At 55.2% G+C, this 13,909-nt stretch carries 15 protein-coding genes; 5 read left to right on the top strand and 10 right to left on the bottom strand.

Annotated elements, in window-relative coordinates:
- Positions 1-4: 4 nt before the first annotated feature.
- A complete protein-coding gene (locus tag FYJ40_RS04870; RefSeq protein WP_154516376.1) occupies positions 5-1,126 on the top strand; it encodes a C40 family peptidase in 1,122 nt (373 codons plus the stop codon).
- 177 nt (positions 1,127-1,303) lie between these two features.
- Positions 1,304-2,170, top strand: coding sequence for a DegV family protein (locus tag FYJ40_RS04865; protein WP_154516373.1), 867 nt, complete (start codon positions 1,304-1,306; stop codon positions 2,168-2,170).
- 74 nt (positions 2,171-2,244) lie between these two features.
- Here the strand turns inward: FYJ40_RS04865 and FYJ40_RS04860 are convergent, their stop codons facing one another.
- Both FYJ40_RS04860 and FYJ40_RS04855 read right to left on the bottom strand, forming a co-directional pair.
- Complete coding sequence (locus tag FYJ40_RS04860; RefSeq protein ID WP_195838555.1) at positions 2,245-2,856, bottom strand: DUF1836 domain-containing protein; 612 nt, start codon at positions 2,854-2,856, stop codon at positions 2,245-2,247.
- Between the two features lie 154 nt (positions 2,857-3,010).
- The gene (locus tag FYJ40_RS04855) at positions 3,011-3,949 is read right to left on the bottom strand and encodes an NAD(P)/FAD-dependent oxidoreductase (protein WP_154516370.1); all 939 of its coding nucleotides are present in this window, start codon (positions 3,947-3,949) and stop codon (positions 3,011-3,013) included.
- A 117-nt stretch (positions 3,950-4,066) separates the two neighbouring features.
- Between FYJ40_RS04855 and FYJ40_RS04850 the strand changes: the two genes are divergently transcribed.
- Entirely contained in the window at positions 4,067-5,368 is a 1,302-nt protein-coding gene (locus tag FYJ40_RS04850) for a glycosyltransferase (RefSeq protein WP_229770669.1), read from the top strand.
- 512 nt (positions 5,369-5,880) lie between these two features.
- Here the strand turns inward: FYJ40_RS04850 and dut are convergent.
- From dut to FYJ40_RS04835, 3 genes are read right to left on the bottom strand one after another with little or no spacing between them, the layout of a single operon-like run.
- The gene (gene dut / locus FYJ40_RS04845) at positions 5,881-6,324 is read right to left on the bottom strand and encodes a dUTP diphosphatase (protein ID WP_154516364.1); all 444 of its coding nucleotides are present in this window, start codon (positions 6,322-6,324) and stop codon (positions 5,881-5,883) included.
- Between the two features lie 4 nt (positions 6,325-6,328).
- The gene (nrdR, locus tag FYJ40_RS04840) at positions 6,329-6,772 is read right to left on the bottom strand and encodes a transcriptional regulator NrdR (protein WP_154516361.1); all 444 of its coding nucleotides are present in this window, start codon (positions 6,770-6,772) and stop codon (positions 6,329-6,331) included.
- Positions 6,773-6,823: 51 nt separating this feature from the next.
- Positions 6,824-7,273, bottom strand: coding sequence for a LysM peptidoglycan-binding domain-containing protein (locus tag FYJ40_RS04835; RefSeq protein ID WP_195838554.1), 450 nt, complete (start codon positions 7,271-7,273; stop codon positions 6,824-6,826).
- Between the two features lie 163 nt (positions 7,274-7,436).
- Between FYJ40_RS04835 and lexA the strand changes: the two genes are divergently transcribed.
- Positions 7,437-8,081, top strand: coding sequence for a transcriptional repressor LexA (gene lexA, locus FYJ40_RS04830; RefSeq protein ID WP_154516355.1), 645 nt, complete (start codon positions 7,437-7,439; stop codon positions 8,079-8,081).
- A complete protein-coding gene (locus tag FYJ40_RS04825; protein ID WP_154516352.1) occupies positions 8,081-8,785 on the top strand; it encodes a heparan-alpha-glucosaminide N-acetyltransferase in 705 nt (234 codons plus the stop codon). Before lexA ends, FYJ40_RS04825 begins: the two co-directional genes overlap by 1 nt.
- On the opposite strand, the gene hflX is transcribed toward FYJ40_RS04825, so the two are convergent.
- The 5 genes from hflX to FYJ40_RS04800 all read right to left on the bottom strand — a co-directional run bounded on the left by hflX (position 8,770) and on the right by FYJ40_RS04800 (position 13,909).
- Positions 8,770-10,059: a GTPase HflX gene (gene hflX, locus FYJ40_RS04820; RefSeq protein WP_154516349.1), complete on the bottom strand. Its 1,290-nt coding sequence runs from the start codon at positions 10,057-10,059 to the stop codon at positions 8,770-8,772. The two genes, FYJ40_RS04825 and hflX, sit on opposite strands and share 16 nt — an antisense overlap.
- The gene (gene miaA / locus FYJ40_RS04815) at positions 10,059-10,997 is read right to left on the bottom strand and encodes a tRNA (adenosine(37)-N6)-dimethylallyltransferase MiaA (protein ID WP_154516346.1); all 939 of its coding nucleotides are present in this window, start codon (positions 10,995-10,997) and stop codon (positions 10,059-10,061) included. The genes hflX and miaA overlap by 1 nt, the downstream gene beginning before the upstream one ends.
- Positions 10,997-12,367 carry a tRNA (N6-isopentenyl adenosine(37)-C2)-methylthiotransferase MiaB gene (miaB, locus tag FYJ40_RS04810; RefSeq protein ID WP_154516343.1) on the bottom strand — a complete coding sequence of 457 codons (1,371 nt, stop codon included), beginning with the start codon at positions 12,365-12,367 and terminating at the stop codon, positions 10,997-10,999. The genes miaA and miaB overlap by 1 nt, the downstream gene beginning before the upstream one ends.
- A 64-nt stretch (positions 12,368-12,431) precedes the next feature.
- Positions 12,432-12,749 (bottom strand): stage V sporulation protein S, encoded by a 318-nt coding sequence (locus tag FYJ40_RS04805; protein ID WP_118079896.1) that lies wholly within the window; start codon positions 12,747-12,749, stop codon positions 12,432-12,434.
- A 74-nt stretch (positions 12,750-12,823) separates the two neighbouring features.
- The gene (locus FYJ40_RS04800) at positions 12,824-13,909 is read right to left on the bottom strand and encodes an ATP-binding protein (protein ID WP_154516340.1); all 1,086 of its coding nucleotides are present in this window, start codon (positions 13,907-13,909) and stop codon (positions 12,824-12,826) included.

Genomic DNA, 13,909 nt, shown 5'->3' with positions numbered 1-13,909 from the left:
CTCCATGCGCACAGCAAACACGCACAAAAACATGGCACGCTGCGCAGCTACGGCAACCCTCGCTTGTGTTTTGGGCTTGGGCCTCGCGGCTCCTGCCTATGCCGATACCGCGTCCGATCTTGCCGCCGCTCGTACCAAACTCGAGCAGATCGGTACGCAAACCCAGCAAATTCATGAAGAACTCTCCGCTCAGACGCAGGAGCTTGATCAGACTGCAGGCGAGATCACGCAAAAGCAGCAAGAGATTGCCGAGGGCCAGGCAAAGCTTTCGAGCTACGTTGCCGGCGAGTACAAGACCGGCGGTCTGAGTCTCCTTCAGGTTCTGACGGGCGTCGACGATCTGGGCGATATGCTCAACCGTTTGTTCTACTACGGCAAGGTTTCCGACAAGCAGGCCCAGACCATTCAGGAGGTCAAGGACCTTAAGCAGCAGCTCACCGATAAGCAGGCCGAGCAGGAGAAGAACGTCGCCGCGACGCAGAAGAAGGTCGACGAACTCAACGCCCAGCAGGCTGAGGCCCAGAGTGTCGTGAACTCCCTGGATTCACAGCTGCAGGCCGAGCTTGCTGCCGAGGCCGAGGCGAACGCCGCGCTGCAGGCTGGCATAAATGCCAGCACCGCCGAAAAGGCCACGGTGAGCAACGACACCGCCGGTACGACCGAGAACACCAATAATGGTGGCGGTACGACCAACAACGGCGGCGGCAACACGCCTGCGCCCGCGCCCGCTCCTGCTCCCACGCCACAGCCCTCGACGCCCGCCCCGGCACCGGCCCCTTCCGCGCCGAGCCAGTCCGTTGACGGCGGCAGCGTTGTCTCTCGCGCTTATAGCAAGCTTGGTTGCGCTTATTCCTGGGGCGGTATTGGCCCGAACAGCTTTGACTGCTCCGGCTTTGTAAGCTACTGCCTCACCGGTCGCTACTGCCGCCTGGGCACTACCGGCACCTTCATGGGTTGGCCCCGCGTTTCTGATCCTCAGCCGGGCGACGTCGTGGTTAACTCTTACCACACCGGCATCTACATTGGTAACGGCCAGATGATCCATGCTTCCGACTACAGCACGGGCGTTATCATCAGCTCCGTTGCCGCTGGCATGAACAACAATTATATTTTCGTTCGCTATTAAGTGTTTTAACTCAGCTAACGAAAGTGGACCTCGTATCCTTTGGGAGCGAGGTCCATTGTTTTATCTCGACCGCCCATTTTGTGTGTAAACTACAATCTAGTTTTGAATACTAGATATGCGCAGCATCTATCCAAAAGATAGCTATAATTGTTGAGGAACAACTAGAAAGGACCCTCAATGAGCTGGGCACTCATCTCAGATTCGAGCTGCAATCTTCGCGATTGGCAACCAACCGCACCTCATACCACCTTTGCATTTGCACCCCTTAAGATCCGAGTGGGGGAGCGTGAATTTGTCGACGATCTCTCGCTCGATGTTCACGAGCTTAATGTTGCCATTCAATCGGAATCCAGCGCATCATCGAGCTCCTGTCCAAGCGTAGGGGAGTGGGCTGAGCTCTTTAAACTCGCCGACAAGACGATCTGCATGCCCATCTCCGAGGGCGTCTCGGGAAGCTACAATGCCGCGGCCACTGCGCGTGACATGGTGCTTGCCGAAGAGCCCAATCGTAAGATTCACCTGGTTAATTCGCGCGCAGCAGGCGGCAAGATGGACCTGATCTTCTTACTGTTTGATCGCTATCTTGCAAGTAAACCGGATGCCTCCTTTGAGGAAGCCTGCGCCTACTTCGATAGCTTGGAGCAGAACAGCAAGATCCTCTTTAGTTTATGCAATTACGAAAACCTTGCGAAGGCCGGACGTATCCCCAAGGCGGCCGGTGTTATTGCCAACAAGCTCAACATCCGCATTTTGGGCACGGCGAGCGAAGCGGGCGAAATTGAACTCGTTGGGCATACGCGTGGCGAAAAGAAGATGCTCACCAAGATTGTCGACACCATGGAGGCCGAGGGTTTCACGGGCGGCGAGGTCATCATTGATCACGTTGAGAACGAAGCTGGAGCCCAGGCGCTTGCCGACCGCATTGTGGAGCACTGGCCAGGCTCCAAGACTATCATCATGCCCTGCAACGGCCTAGATTCCTATTACGCCGAGATGCATGGTCTCATCATCGGCTACGGCATGGGCATGGCTTCGGGCCGATAAAGCTCAACCAAGCAAAAAACGCGGGCGGGACAAAGTGACTGATGGCTCTTTATCCCGCCCGCGTTATACGTCGCCTAGCTATTAAACCCATTGAACTTGAGGTAGCTCATCAGGTACGCCTTCGATACAAAAGACGAAACCGCACTGCGTACGAGCAGCGATTCGCGCGTAACCTGATGTGCGGTATCGGGCACGGGAGTCTGCTCAAGGGAAAAAGCCGCACGAATCGATGCCTCAAGTTGATCGACTACATAATCGAAGGCCGTCGGAGCGTCGTAGCTCAAGCGCTGAATATTAAAGAGCGCCTGAACCGCAGCGATGGGCAGCACCTGCTTAAAGATACAAATGGCGATGAGACGCGCAATCTGCTCACGGCCATACTGCTTTTTAACCGGAGCAGGAACGAGGCCGACCTTTACGTAGTTATTGATCATCGAAGGTGTGATAACGGGCTGCTCTACGCAAATCGAAAGCGGCTCCATCCACAGCGCAACATATTCAATAACCTGATCGCGATAGAGCGTTACATTGGGCAGCTGGTCATAGCGCGGCAAGCTCAACACATTGAGTTTGCCCACCATATCGGACTGAATAAATGCATCCGGCAGCACCGTCGGCTGAATATCCTCCGGCTTAATGCTGACCGATGTATCGGACATCGGGATAACATGTTTGACGTGGTTCATAAGAGACCTCCGTTCGTTTTCTATATTGTATTCTAGATTATCTAGTTTTGCATACCACATAGCCGCTAAGTAAAAGTGGTTGGACAGCACATTGACGCACCGTCCAACCACTTTGTATAAAGATAGCAACCTTACATAAGATATATTATCGTACTTATCCTCGTAAGAAGGCGTATGCGCTGGTTGCCGCTATGGCTCCGTCCGAAACGGCGGTCACAACCTGGCGTAAACGCTTGGAACGGATATCGCCGGCAGCAAACAAGCCCGGCGTGCGCGTGGCCATCGAGTCGTCGGTAACGATACCGCCGTCAGGCGCCAGATCCACCAGATGCTGTACAAGCTCGGTATGGGGCTGAGTTCCGGCAAAGACAAAGATGCCAAACGAACCTGGATCGAAGGACTCGGAATAGGTATCACCGGTGGCGTTGTCCTTAAACGTGATAGTTGTAGGCATGGCCTCGCCCGATAGCTCCACAATACTAGTTTGGTACCTAACAGAAATATTATCTTTTGCGAGCACCTTTTGAACCACGCCATCGGGAGCACGGAACCGATCGCGGCGCAAGACGATGGTCACGCTGCTGGCAATTTCTGATAAGAACAGGGCTTCCTCGCAGGCAGCATTACCGCCGCCAATGACAAAGACCTGTTTGCCACGAAAGAACATGCCGTCGCACGTCGCACAATACGAAACGCCGCGACCGCGATACGTATCCTCGCCAACAAAGCCAGCAGAGCGCGGCGTGGCGCCCATGCAAGCGATAACGCTCGAGGCCAGCGTATCGCCCGTATCGTGATGCACCGTAAACAGCGCCGCATCCGCATCGTAATCGATACCCGTCACCATGCTCCATGCAACCTGTGCTCCCAGGCCCTCTGCATGTTGCTGAAAACGCTCGCCGAGTTCGGCACCGCTCAAGAGCGGAATGCCCGGATAGTTTTCGACCTCATTGGTTGTGGCGATCTGTCCTCCCGACATGCCTTGCTCGATCACGGTCGTCGTTAGATTGGATCGCGCAGCATAAATGGCTGCAGCATAGCCCGCTGGGCCGCCGCCGATAATCGCAACATCGATCGGCTGATTGGTAGTCATGGAGTGTCCTCTCATCGAAACATTGGCGTTCTTTGCGCTCATACCCAAATTTAGGAGAACATGACAGTCATGCACTACAATGATTCTTTGCGAAACAACGATGAAGGGGAGTTATCGATGGATCAAACGCAGATGGGCAATGACGCTCCCCTGCCCACGCAAAGCGCCCCCCAATCGGAACAATTGATGCCGTCACCTGGACAAAAGCCCTTAGTGACCATTGTCCACGCATCGGTTGGTTCGGGACACAAAGCGGCAGCAAACGCTATCGCGCAAGCATTCGAGCTTATACGCGGCACCAAGGGCATACCGCAGGATGTCGAGATTGAGGTCTTGGATATCCTCGATTTTGGACGCATAAAATTCGACGGCAACAAAACGGCCGCATCGTTTACCGGCGCCACACGCCCAATTTATGACTTGACCTGGCGATATACCCTTACCGGACACCTGCTTTGGGGCGGCGGCACGGCATGGTCGCGCATTATGTTCCCCGCATTTAATGAATACGTTCGCACTCGTAGGCCTATTGCCGTGGTCGCTACACATATCACGGCAGCCAACGTTGCGGTTGGTGCGCGCGTCATTACGGGCATCGACTATCCCGTCATTTGCGTGCCGACCGATTACGAGGTCGAGGGCTGGTGGCCCCATAAGGACACTGACTTATTCTGCGTGGCAAACGAGTTTATGGCCGAGACGCTCCGCCCACGCAAGGTACCTGAGGCAAAGATCCGCATTACGGGCATCCCTATTCGCGCTGGATTTGACACGGATTACAATCGTGAGGAAGAACTCGAGAAGTTCAATCTCCCTACCGACAAGACCATTGTGCTGGTAATGGCCGGCGCCAGTTTGCCTCAACCGTACGTTCGCTTTCGCGCGGCGATGGACCAAACCCTCCCCTTCCTCCGTAGCTTCGAGGACATGCACTTTGTCTTTTTGCCGGGCAAGGACACGGAATACGCCACGCGCCTGAAAACGCTCTTCGAAGCCATGAAACTCGAAAACGTCACGGTTCTTGACTATGTCGATGACATGGCAGCGCTCATGCACGGCTGCGATCTGGCAATTCTCAAATCGGGCGGACTCACTGTTACCGAATGCCTGTGTGCACACCTGCCGATGATTCTGCTGGGCAAGTCCTATGGCCAGGAAAAGGCCAACACCACCATGCTCACCGACTTGGGCGCCAGCATGCATGTCACCACCGCACGCGAGCTCATTGTGACGCTGCGCCATCTCCACGATCATCCCGAGTCGCTCAAGGCACTGCTCATCAATGGCGAAGTGCTACGCCGTCCACACGCGGCCGAGGACATCGCCATCGCAACTATGGAGCTTGCAGGCAAGCCCCAAAAGCGCAAACGAGCTTTCTGCCGCTTCTACTGGGGCGGAAAACCCGCGCATATCCGCTAGGCGAAAGTCCGCTGCTCGGCGGGAGCCGCCCATATATCATTCCATGCTCAAACATTCTCGCTGCGCTGCGAAACTGCGCGTGGAACGATATATGGGCGGCTCCCGCCGAGCAGCTACGTTTACGTGCTAGCAGCTATGCCAGATTCCCCACCATTAGAAGATACAAAGGTGAAACCGGAAAATATAAATACAGTAAACCGACGCGACAAAGGTGGCGTCCCTTTGTCGCGTCGGCTTACTAGAAAGATTGTTATATCTCAAGCATGTAGCCCTTTCGCCTGAGCCCCATACATATCGTCCCGCGCGCAGTTTCGCAGCGAAGCGAGAATGTTTGAGCACGGGATGATATGTATGGGGCTCAGGCGAAAGCGGAATCCATGCGCCCCTGCGATGCGAGAATGTTTGAGCATGGAATGATATGTGTGAGAGGCGGGCGGGAGGGATACGAGCGCCCCCGCGAGAATGTTTGAGCATGGAATGATATATAGGGGCCACCCACGGGTGAGCGGACATTACAATACGCCGCTGGAACCGAAACCGCCGGCTCCTCGGTCGGTTTCGTCTAGTTCGTCTACCTCCACGAGATTGACCGTGGGAACTTCTTGGATAACGAGTTGAGCGATTCGGTCACCCTTGTTGATCTGGATTTCATTGGATGGATCCAGGTTGATAAGGATGACTTTAAGCTCACCTCGATAGTGGGCGTCTATAAGACCGGGCGTGTTGACTATAGACAGACCCTGCTTAATAGCCAGGCCACTGCGAGGCTGAACGAAGCCAGCGTATCCATCGGGCAGCGCGATCGCAAGGCCAGTAGAGACCAAGCGTCGCTCGAAGGGCTTAAGGGTACAGTCCTCATTGGCACGGAGGTCCAAACCGGCATCTGTGGGATGGGCGTATTTGGGAAGCTCGATCGTAGGGTCGAGACGCTTAATGTTGACCGTAATGTTGGACATAAAATCACCTTAGCTTGTCGAGCTCTTGCAAAAATTCATCGATGTCTTTGAAATCGCGATAGACCGAGGCAAAGCGAATGTAGGCCACCTTGTCGATCTTGGCCAAGCGCTTAAGCACCATGTCGCCCAGGTCGTGGGACGTAACAGCCGTCAGTGTACGGGAACGCAGCTCAACCTCGATGTCATCGATGAGCTCATTGAGCTTTTTCGTGTCGATGTCGCGCTTAATCGTAGCGCGCATTAAGCCGACCAGCAGCTTATTGCGATCGAACCGCTGCTTTGACCCGTCAGATTTGATGACCTCGATGGGGTCTTCGCATCGCTCGAATGTTGTGAAGCGATAGTTGCACGAACAACATTCACGACGGCGTTTAATGGTGTTATTAGATTCCTGCATACGGGAATCGACAACACGGGTATGTGCATTGCCGCATCTGGGACAGCGCATGGTACCTCCTCCAAAACGATAACAAGGGTACCATGTGCCGGAGTTTAAATCTTACGAACGCGCAGGAACTTTAAGAACATCACCCGCATCGAGTGACCCATGCTCCAGATGATTGACACTGCGAATTATGTCAGAAGTCTCCTGTGTAGAAAGACCGTCAACGGAATGCTCCTGAGCAAGCGACCACAGGGAATCTCCGGACTGAACACGGACAGTCTCATAGGTAACGTTAGATGCCGACTCGGCATATGCGGCGTGACGAGCGCTGAAGATCGAGGTAGCAAGTACAAAGAAGAGCGTGAGCGCAACGGCCAGGGCGACAATCGTCGAGGCCTTCAGAGCAACGGGGGCCGAAGTCGCGGCGACGCACTGGCTGCGGACGGGCTTTCCAGGCAGTGTTTGAAAACCAGATCGGCCGCCTTTGACAACCGTGAAAGCCGGCGCGGCAGGCGTCTCGAGCTTAAGGGCGAGGTTTCCCTGGACCATATCCGTTGCATTCATCATGTTCTCCTCTCGCGTTTTTTGACGAGAACTGTTTTATCAAGCCGCGAGGACAAAAAAGTCTAGCGCGGGAACGAGTGTTCGGTTATTATTATCTTCGAACAGTTGTTCCTGTCAAGCAAACATAGAACATTTGTTTGGTTTAGGTAGAGAGGAATCCCTGATGGCTCGCAAAATTACCAAGCGACAGCAGCAGATTTACGACTTCATCAAGGAGTATCAGCAGGAAAGGGGCTATCCGCCCAGCGTGCGTGAGATGGCTTCGGCTGTGGGTCTTTCCTCCCCTAGCACCGTACATGCACATCTCTCCGCACTGGAAGCACGCGGCCTGCTCAAACGTGACGCCACCAAGCCTCGTGCCCTAGAGCTCTTTGACGAGGACGGAGCCTCCGTCTCCATCTCAAAGTCCGATGAGCCCACGGCACCCCGAGGAACCGTATCGCTACCCCTCGTGGGCCGTGTCGCCGCGGGGATCCCCATCCTTGCCGAGCAGAATATCGAGGACACCTTTACCATCCCGACCGAGATCGCAACGGACCAGGGGTCTTTTATCCTCGAGGTCCACGGCAATTCGATGATTAACGTCGGTATCCTTAACGGCGACTATATCATCGTTCGCGAACAGAAGAGTGCCATGAATGGCGAGATCGTTGTGGCCATGATCGATGGCTCCGCAACGGTCAAAACGTTCTACAAGGAGCAGGGACGAGTTCGCTTGCAGCCCGAAAACGACACCATGGAGCCCATCTATGCGACAAATCCGACGATCCTGGGCAAGGTTGTTGGATTGATGCGCCGGTTCTCGTAATGCAAAACCGCATCACGGTCTTTGATACCATTCGCGGATTTACCATGCTGTCGATGGCAGGATTTCATGCTTGCTACGATCTTGCCTATCTTTATGGTTGGGATATGCCCTGGTTTACTCAGACCATCTTCCAAGACATCTGGCGTGCCAGCATCAGTTGGGTTTTTTTGTTTATTGCCGGCTGGATGTGCACCCTCTCGCGCAACAACATCAAGCGTGCCGTCAAATATGCCGCTGCCGCTTTTGTCGTATGGGTCGCGACGACGCTCGTCTCAGTCGATGACTCGGTGAACTTCGGCATCATGTTCTGCATGGCGGCCTGCACCGCCATTGTCGCGCTCGCGCGTCCGGTGATCGTTAAAGTGCCGTCGGTATGGGGTATAGCAATTTGCCTCACACTTTTTACCCTTACCTGGAGCATTCCTAAAACGGTTTATCCTATCCCCTATTTAGCTTGGCTGGGTTTCCCAAGCCCAGACTTTGTCTCTGGTGATTACTATCCAGTCATACCATTCTTATTTATGTACCTTGCAGGCTTCTTTGCCGCCCACACGACTCAGGAAGCAAACTATGAGGCGCCGGGATGGGCCTATGCGAATCCCATCCCGGCGCTCGCAAGTCTCGGGCGCCATGCGCTGCCGTTCTACCTGTTTCATCAACCGGTTATCTTGGGTGTACTGGAGCTGATTTACTCTGTTCGATAACGCTCGAGACGCGGTGCGATACGGGCTGGAAGCTTTGCCACAATACGAACGCCGTCCTCGAGGTATTCCTCGTGCAGAAGGGTTCCCTGTTCGTGCACAAGCGTGATTAACGCGCCCTCTCGATACGGGATATCGGCCGAGAGCAACACGTCAGTAGCGGCCGCTTCACGAGCGATGCGATCGACTAAGTCATCAAGGCCCTCACCCGTCTGAGCCGAGAACAATACCGCCTCGGGATAGCGCCGGCGAAAGCTCAAGCGGTCGACGCTATCGAGCAGATCGATTTTATTGAACACGGTAAGCGTCAGGCGCTCACCGGCACCAATCTCGTCAAGGACACGATCAACCGCCTCAAGCTGACGCTCGTAATCCTCATCGGAAGCATCCACAACTTTAAGAATCAAATCGGCGCCGAGCACCTCGGAAAGCGTAGATTTAAACGCGTCGACCAGGCCATGGGGCAGCTTTTGAATAAAGCCAACGGTATCAGTGATCGTCATGCCACGGCCACCAGGTAAACGATACGAACGCGTCGTAGGATCGAGCGTGGCAAACAGCTTATCCTGCGAAAGTACCGTGGATCCCGTCAATCGATTAAGCAACGTCGACTTACCGGCATTGGTGTAGCCAGCCAACGCAACGCGAAACGCCGGCGATTCAATACGGCTTTTCGATTGCACATCACGACGTTGTTCAACCTGTTTCAATTCGCGTCGAAGCGCTGCGATCTTATCGCGAATCAGGCGACGGTCGACCTCGAGCTGGCTTTCGCCCTGGCCAAAACGCGATCCAATACCGCCACGCGTCTGTTCCTTAGCAAGGTGGCTCCACATACCTCGCAGACGAGGCAGCAGATACTGCAACTGAGCCAGCTGCACCTGTAAGCGACCCTCACGCGTCTGAGCATGCAGGCCAAAGATATCCAAAATCAACGCCGTACGGTCAATAATCTTGACCGGTTCGCCCACGGCTTTCTCAAGATAGGACTGCTGTGAAGGAGTCAAGTCATCGTCGAAGATTACAACATCCGCATTCATACGATGCACCAAACCGCATAACTCCTCGACCTTACCGGAGCCGATAAACGATTTGGGATAAGGTTTGACCAGACGCTGAGACAAGCGTGCCACGCATTGGGCACCAGCAGTGTGAGCCAAGCGCTCGAGCTCGTCGAGCGAACGGTCGAGCGGCCAGGCGTTATCGCGCCACTCAACACCAACCAAGACGGCACGCTCAGGTTCAGGCGCCGTGGGAACCAAGGGAAAGCGTGCCATTAGGCAGCCTCGATACGACGGTAGATATCATCGACGACCTCATCGATCGTAAACTCATCCATATCGAACCACACGATGCGATCGTCACGCTTAAACCAGGAAAGTTGGCGCTTGGCATAGCGACGTGAGCGCATCTTAATAAGCTCGCGGGCCTCATCCATGGTAATAGCGCCTCGCAAGGCATCAATAATCTCTTTGTAACCGATTGCCTGCATCGACGTGAGTGCATCACCCAGGCCCTGGTCCATAAGGCCACGGACCTCATCAACCAGCCCCTGCTCAAACATAAGGTCGACACGCAGGTTAATGCGCTCATACAGCACTTCACGGCTACGCGTCAGACCAAACCACATGGCATGATAGCGCTCATGCGGAACGCTGAATTTCGACTTCTGCTGGGCATACGACACACCGTCATCGTGCATCTCGAGCGCACGGATCACGCGGCGCACGTTATGAGGATGAATCACGGCAGCCGATTCCGGATCACGCTCGGCAAGCAGGGCATACAATGCCTCCTCGCCAATACGCTCGGCAAGCTCCTGATAACCCGTGCGACGTTCGTCCTCGAGCTCTCCCGAAGGAAAGTCCATTTCATCGAGTGCAGCCTTAAGATACAAGCCCGTGCCGCCGCAAAAGACCGGAAGCCGTTGCTCACCAAGCAAACGCTCGATATGCGCCCGGGCATCAGACTGATAGAGCGCAGCAGAATACGCGACGCCCGGGTCCACGATATCGACAAGGCGCAGGGGCACCGAGCACTCCTCGGGCATCATCTTGGCCGTACCGATATCCATACCGCGATAGATTTGCATCGCGTCACACGATAACACTTCAGACGACAGACGAGCAGCCAGGCGGTCGGCAACATCACTCTTGCCGACCGCCGTCGGACCGACGATCGCTACGGCAGAAAGGTTTGTGCCGGGGGAAACCATTAGCGAGGCTCACCCACAACGGAGCCAGACAGATACCACGTCTTGGCGACATCCACATCGACGTCGACGATTTTGCCGATAAGCTGATCGATACTATAACCAGCGGGAATCGGCGCATGCACTGTCTGGTTCTTAGGACTTTTACCAAGAAGGACAGCGTCGTTTTTCTTGCTCGTGCCCTCAATAAGCGCAGGCACCACGGTGTGAAGCTCGCCCTGGTTATACTCGTATGCCGTCGTCTCGATAACCTTGACCAGACGGTTAAAGCGCTCAAGGATAACCTCATGCGGGGTGGGATCATAGATCTCAGCTGCCGGGGTACCGGCGCGCTTGGAGTAAATAAACGTGTAGGCCTGGGCATAGCGCACCGTCTCGGCAAGCGAGAGCGTCTGCTCAAAGTCTTCCTCGGTCTCGCCCGGGAAGCCCACGATGATGTCGGTCGAAAGCGCAATTTCGGGCATACGGTTACGAATGCGATCGACCAGGCCCAGATAATCCTCGCGCGTGTACCGACGATTCATCTCTTTAAGGATGCGCGTGGAACCCGACTGAACGGCTAGGTGAAGCTGCGGCATAACGGCAGGTGTCTCGGCCATAGCATCGATGGTCTCGGGAAGCAAATCCTTGGGGTGCGAAGAAGTAAAGAAGATGCGCTCGACGCCCGTATCACCCACGGCGCGCAGCAGGTCTGCAAAGCGCGGCTTGCCAAAGAGATCGCGACCGTAGGAGTTAACATTTTGTCCCAGCAGCGTAATCTCGCGCACACCCTGACGCACCAGACCCGTCACCTCGTCGACAATCTCCTCGAAGGCGCGGCTCTTCTCGCGACCACGGACGTACGGCACGATGCAGTACGTGCAGAAGTTGTTGCAGCCCGTCATAATGGGCACCCATGCATGATACTGCGTCTCGCGATGCCACGGCATACTCATGGCGTCCGTATCTTCATGCTCATTCGTGCGGATATGGCGCTTGCCATCCATAAACGCCTCGGCGATAAGCTCCGCCACGTGCGCAATCGAATGCGTACCAAAAATAACGTTGACGTTATCGACGTTGGTGAGCAGGCCCTCGCCATCGCGCTGAGCGATGCAGCCACCCACGGCGACCACACGCTTGCCCGAAGGAGAAGGGGGAAGACTCTTGCAGGAATTGCACTGACCGTACAGGCGCGTATCGGCAGCCTCGCGCACACAGCACGTCATGAATACGACAATATCGGCATGCTCCGGATCGAGCGCCATAAGACAGCCATAGGAATCGAGCAAACCGCTCACGCGCTCGGAGTCGTGCTGATTCATCTGGCAGCCGAATGTGCGGATAAAATAGGTTTTACCGGCAAGAATATCGCGTACGAAACGCTGGTCCATGAGCTTACATCCTAACGATGATATCGACGGGGCACAAAGGTGCTACAAACGTGCGAAAACTCGCTTACGCAACAGGCTTAACGTCGTCCATGACGACATTGTCCATAGCAGCCCGATTAATCTGGTGAACGTAGATAGAGAGACGGATTGCCGTGCGAGACTCCCCGTTAATGAGGATGTCAGAGAACACCGGCGCACAAGAGACATCAAAGCCAGTCGGAATCAAAAAACCTCGCGCAATGGCAACGGCCTTTATGGCCTGGTTGACGGCGCCGGCACCGACGCACTGAATGTTGACGGGAACGCCATCTTTGACCATACCGGCAATGGCGCCGGCAACGGACGCGGGCGATGATTTGCTTGATACCTTCAGGCAATCCATGAAGAAACTCCTGCGTTTAAAAGTACGTTTTAACTGCAATAACTGTATCGTACCGAGCGGACTCGGTAAAGATGCTACTCCTCTTTGGCAAGATCGAACGTCACGGTGATGCGATCACGTGAAACGCGAATCTTAGGGTCGCCGCACAGATTGAGGTAATACCGGGCGGCGAGGTCATTGAAGTCGCGCTCAACAGCACGCGAAAACTGCGCCATGTCATCCTTGGCAATGCGGAGGCCTCGACGGTCCTTGGCAAGATCGACTGGAGCCGGCAATTGCGAGGTGGAATCGCGCTCGCGCAGCAGACGCGCGCACACACCGCGAACGGGCTTAATCTGTCCTGACAGAATACGGTGGGCAGTACGCTCGGACATCTCGAGACCCAGCCCGGAGCAAATCCGGATAAAATCCTCGGCATCCGAAGCGAGACCTAAACGATCGATAACCGGAAGCTCACACTCGTCATCGATAAAGAGCAGGCGTGACGTATCGAGACGACTGGAAGCCTGGGCGTACAGGGTCGCAGCGATCTCGGACGGAGAGCCCAGATACACGTCGCAGTCGCGCAGCTCCTCAAGGGCAAACTCGCAGGCTGCGCGAATGATGTTGTGAGGACCGCGAGCGCATACATAGCGGCCGTCTTCGTCTTTAACCGCCTGAGGCCAGCTCGACTGGTCGGCGCGCTCGCCTAAGCGATCGGTATCAACGCACACCTTAAACGCTGAGCCCAAATCGACGCCCGACGTAACAACGCGTGCCTCATCGGTGTTCTGCTTGATAGAGAACAGCGCCATACCACGACCGTGAACACCCCAACGGTCCATCTTCATGCTCTCGAGCTTGGAGGTGACACGGGCATCGAAGATACGCTCCTGCATATCCTGCGGCACACCCGAACCGTTATCCAGGAAGAGGAGGGTACGAACACCCTCCTCCTTGGTCGTGGCTAGATAGACCTTATCGGCTCCGGCATCGCGAGCATTACGCAGCATCTCGATGACAATGTCCTCTACATGCTGAATGTCATGCTTGGCCTGACGGCGCTCGGCCTCCGAAACGCGGAGGCGGACATACCCCTCGCCAAGGTTTTCCTCGACGCGAAGGTTGCCCTCCCCCGACATCGACGCGATAAATGAGATGAGCTCGTTCGCGTCGTTCAT

The sequence above is a fragment of the Collinsella sp. WCA1-178-WT-3 (M1) genome (genome assembly GCF_009696325.1).
Lineage (GTDB): Bacteria > Actinomycetota > Coriobacteriia > Coriobacteriales > Coriobacteriaceae > Collinsella.
Note: the sequence above shows the minus strand (reverse complement) of the source record. Positions and strands in the feature narration are given on the sequence as shown.

Coding starts and splice junctions, on each gene's coding strand:
- FYJ40_RS04870 (WP_154516376.1), top strand. CDS start 5: ATGCGCACAGCAAACACGCACAAAAACATGGCACGCTGCGCAGCTACG.
- FYJ40_RS04865 (WP_154516373.1), top strand. CDS start 1,304: ATGAGCTGGGCACTCATCTCAGATTCGAGCTGCAATCTTCGCGATTGG.
- FYJ40_RS04860 (WP_195838555.1), bottom strand. CDS start 2,856: ATGAACCACGTCAAACATGTTATCCCGATGTCCGATACATCGGTCAGC.
- FYJ40_RS04855 (WP_154516370.1), bottom strand. CDS start 3,949: ATGACTACCAATCAGCCGATCGATGTTGCGATTATCGGCGGCGGCCCA.
- FYJ40_RS04850 (WP_229770669.1), top strand. CDS start 4,067: ATGGATCAAACGCAGATGGGCAATGACGCTCCCCTGCCCACGCAAAGC.
- dut (WP_154516364.1), bottom strand. CDS start 6,324: ATGTCCAACATTACGGTCAACATTAAGCGTCTCGACCCTACGATCGAG.
- nrdR (WP_154516361.1), bottom strand. CDS start 6,772: ATGCGCTGTCCCAGATGCGGCAATGCACATACCCGTGTTGTCGATTCC.
- FYJ40_RS04835 (WP_195838554.1), bottom strand. CDS start 7,273: ATGAATGCAACGGATATGGTCCAGGGAAACCTCGCCCTTAAGCTCGAG.
- lexA (WP_154516355.1), top strand. CDS start 7,437: ATGGCTCGCAAAATTACCAAGCGACAGCAGCAGATTTACGACTTCATC.
- FYJ40_RS04825 (WP_154516352.1), top strand. CDS start 8,081: ATGCAAAACCGCATCACGGTCTTTGATACCATTCGCGGATTTACCATG.
- hflX (WP_154516349.1), bottom strand. CDS start 10,059: ATGGCACGCTTTCCCTTGGTTCCCACGGCGCCTGAACCTGAGCGTGCC.
- miaA (WP_154516346.1), bottom strand. CDS start 10,997: ATGGTTTCCCCCGGCACAAACCTTTCTGCCGTAGCGATCGTCGGTCCG.
- miaB (WP_154516343.1), bottom strand. CDS start 12,367: ATGGACCAGCGTTTCGTACGCGATATTCTTGCCGGTAAAACCTATTTT.
- FYJ40_RS04805 (WP_118079896.1), bottom strand. CDS start 12,749: ATGGATTGCCTGAAGGTATCAAGCAAATCATCGCCCGCGTCCGTTGCC.
- FYJ40_RS04800 (WP_154516340.1), bottom strand. CDS start 13,909: ATGAACGACGCGAACGAGCTCATCTCATTTATCGCGTCGATGTCGGGG.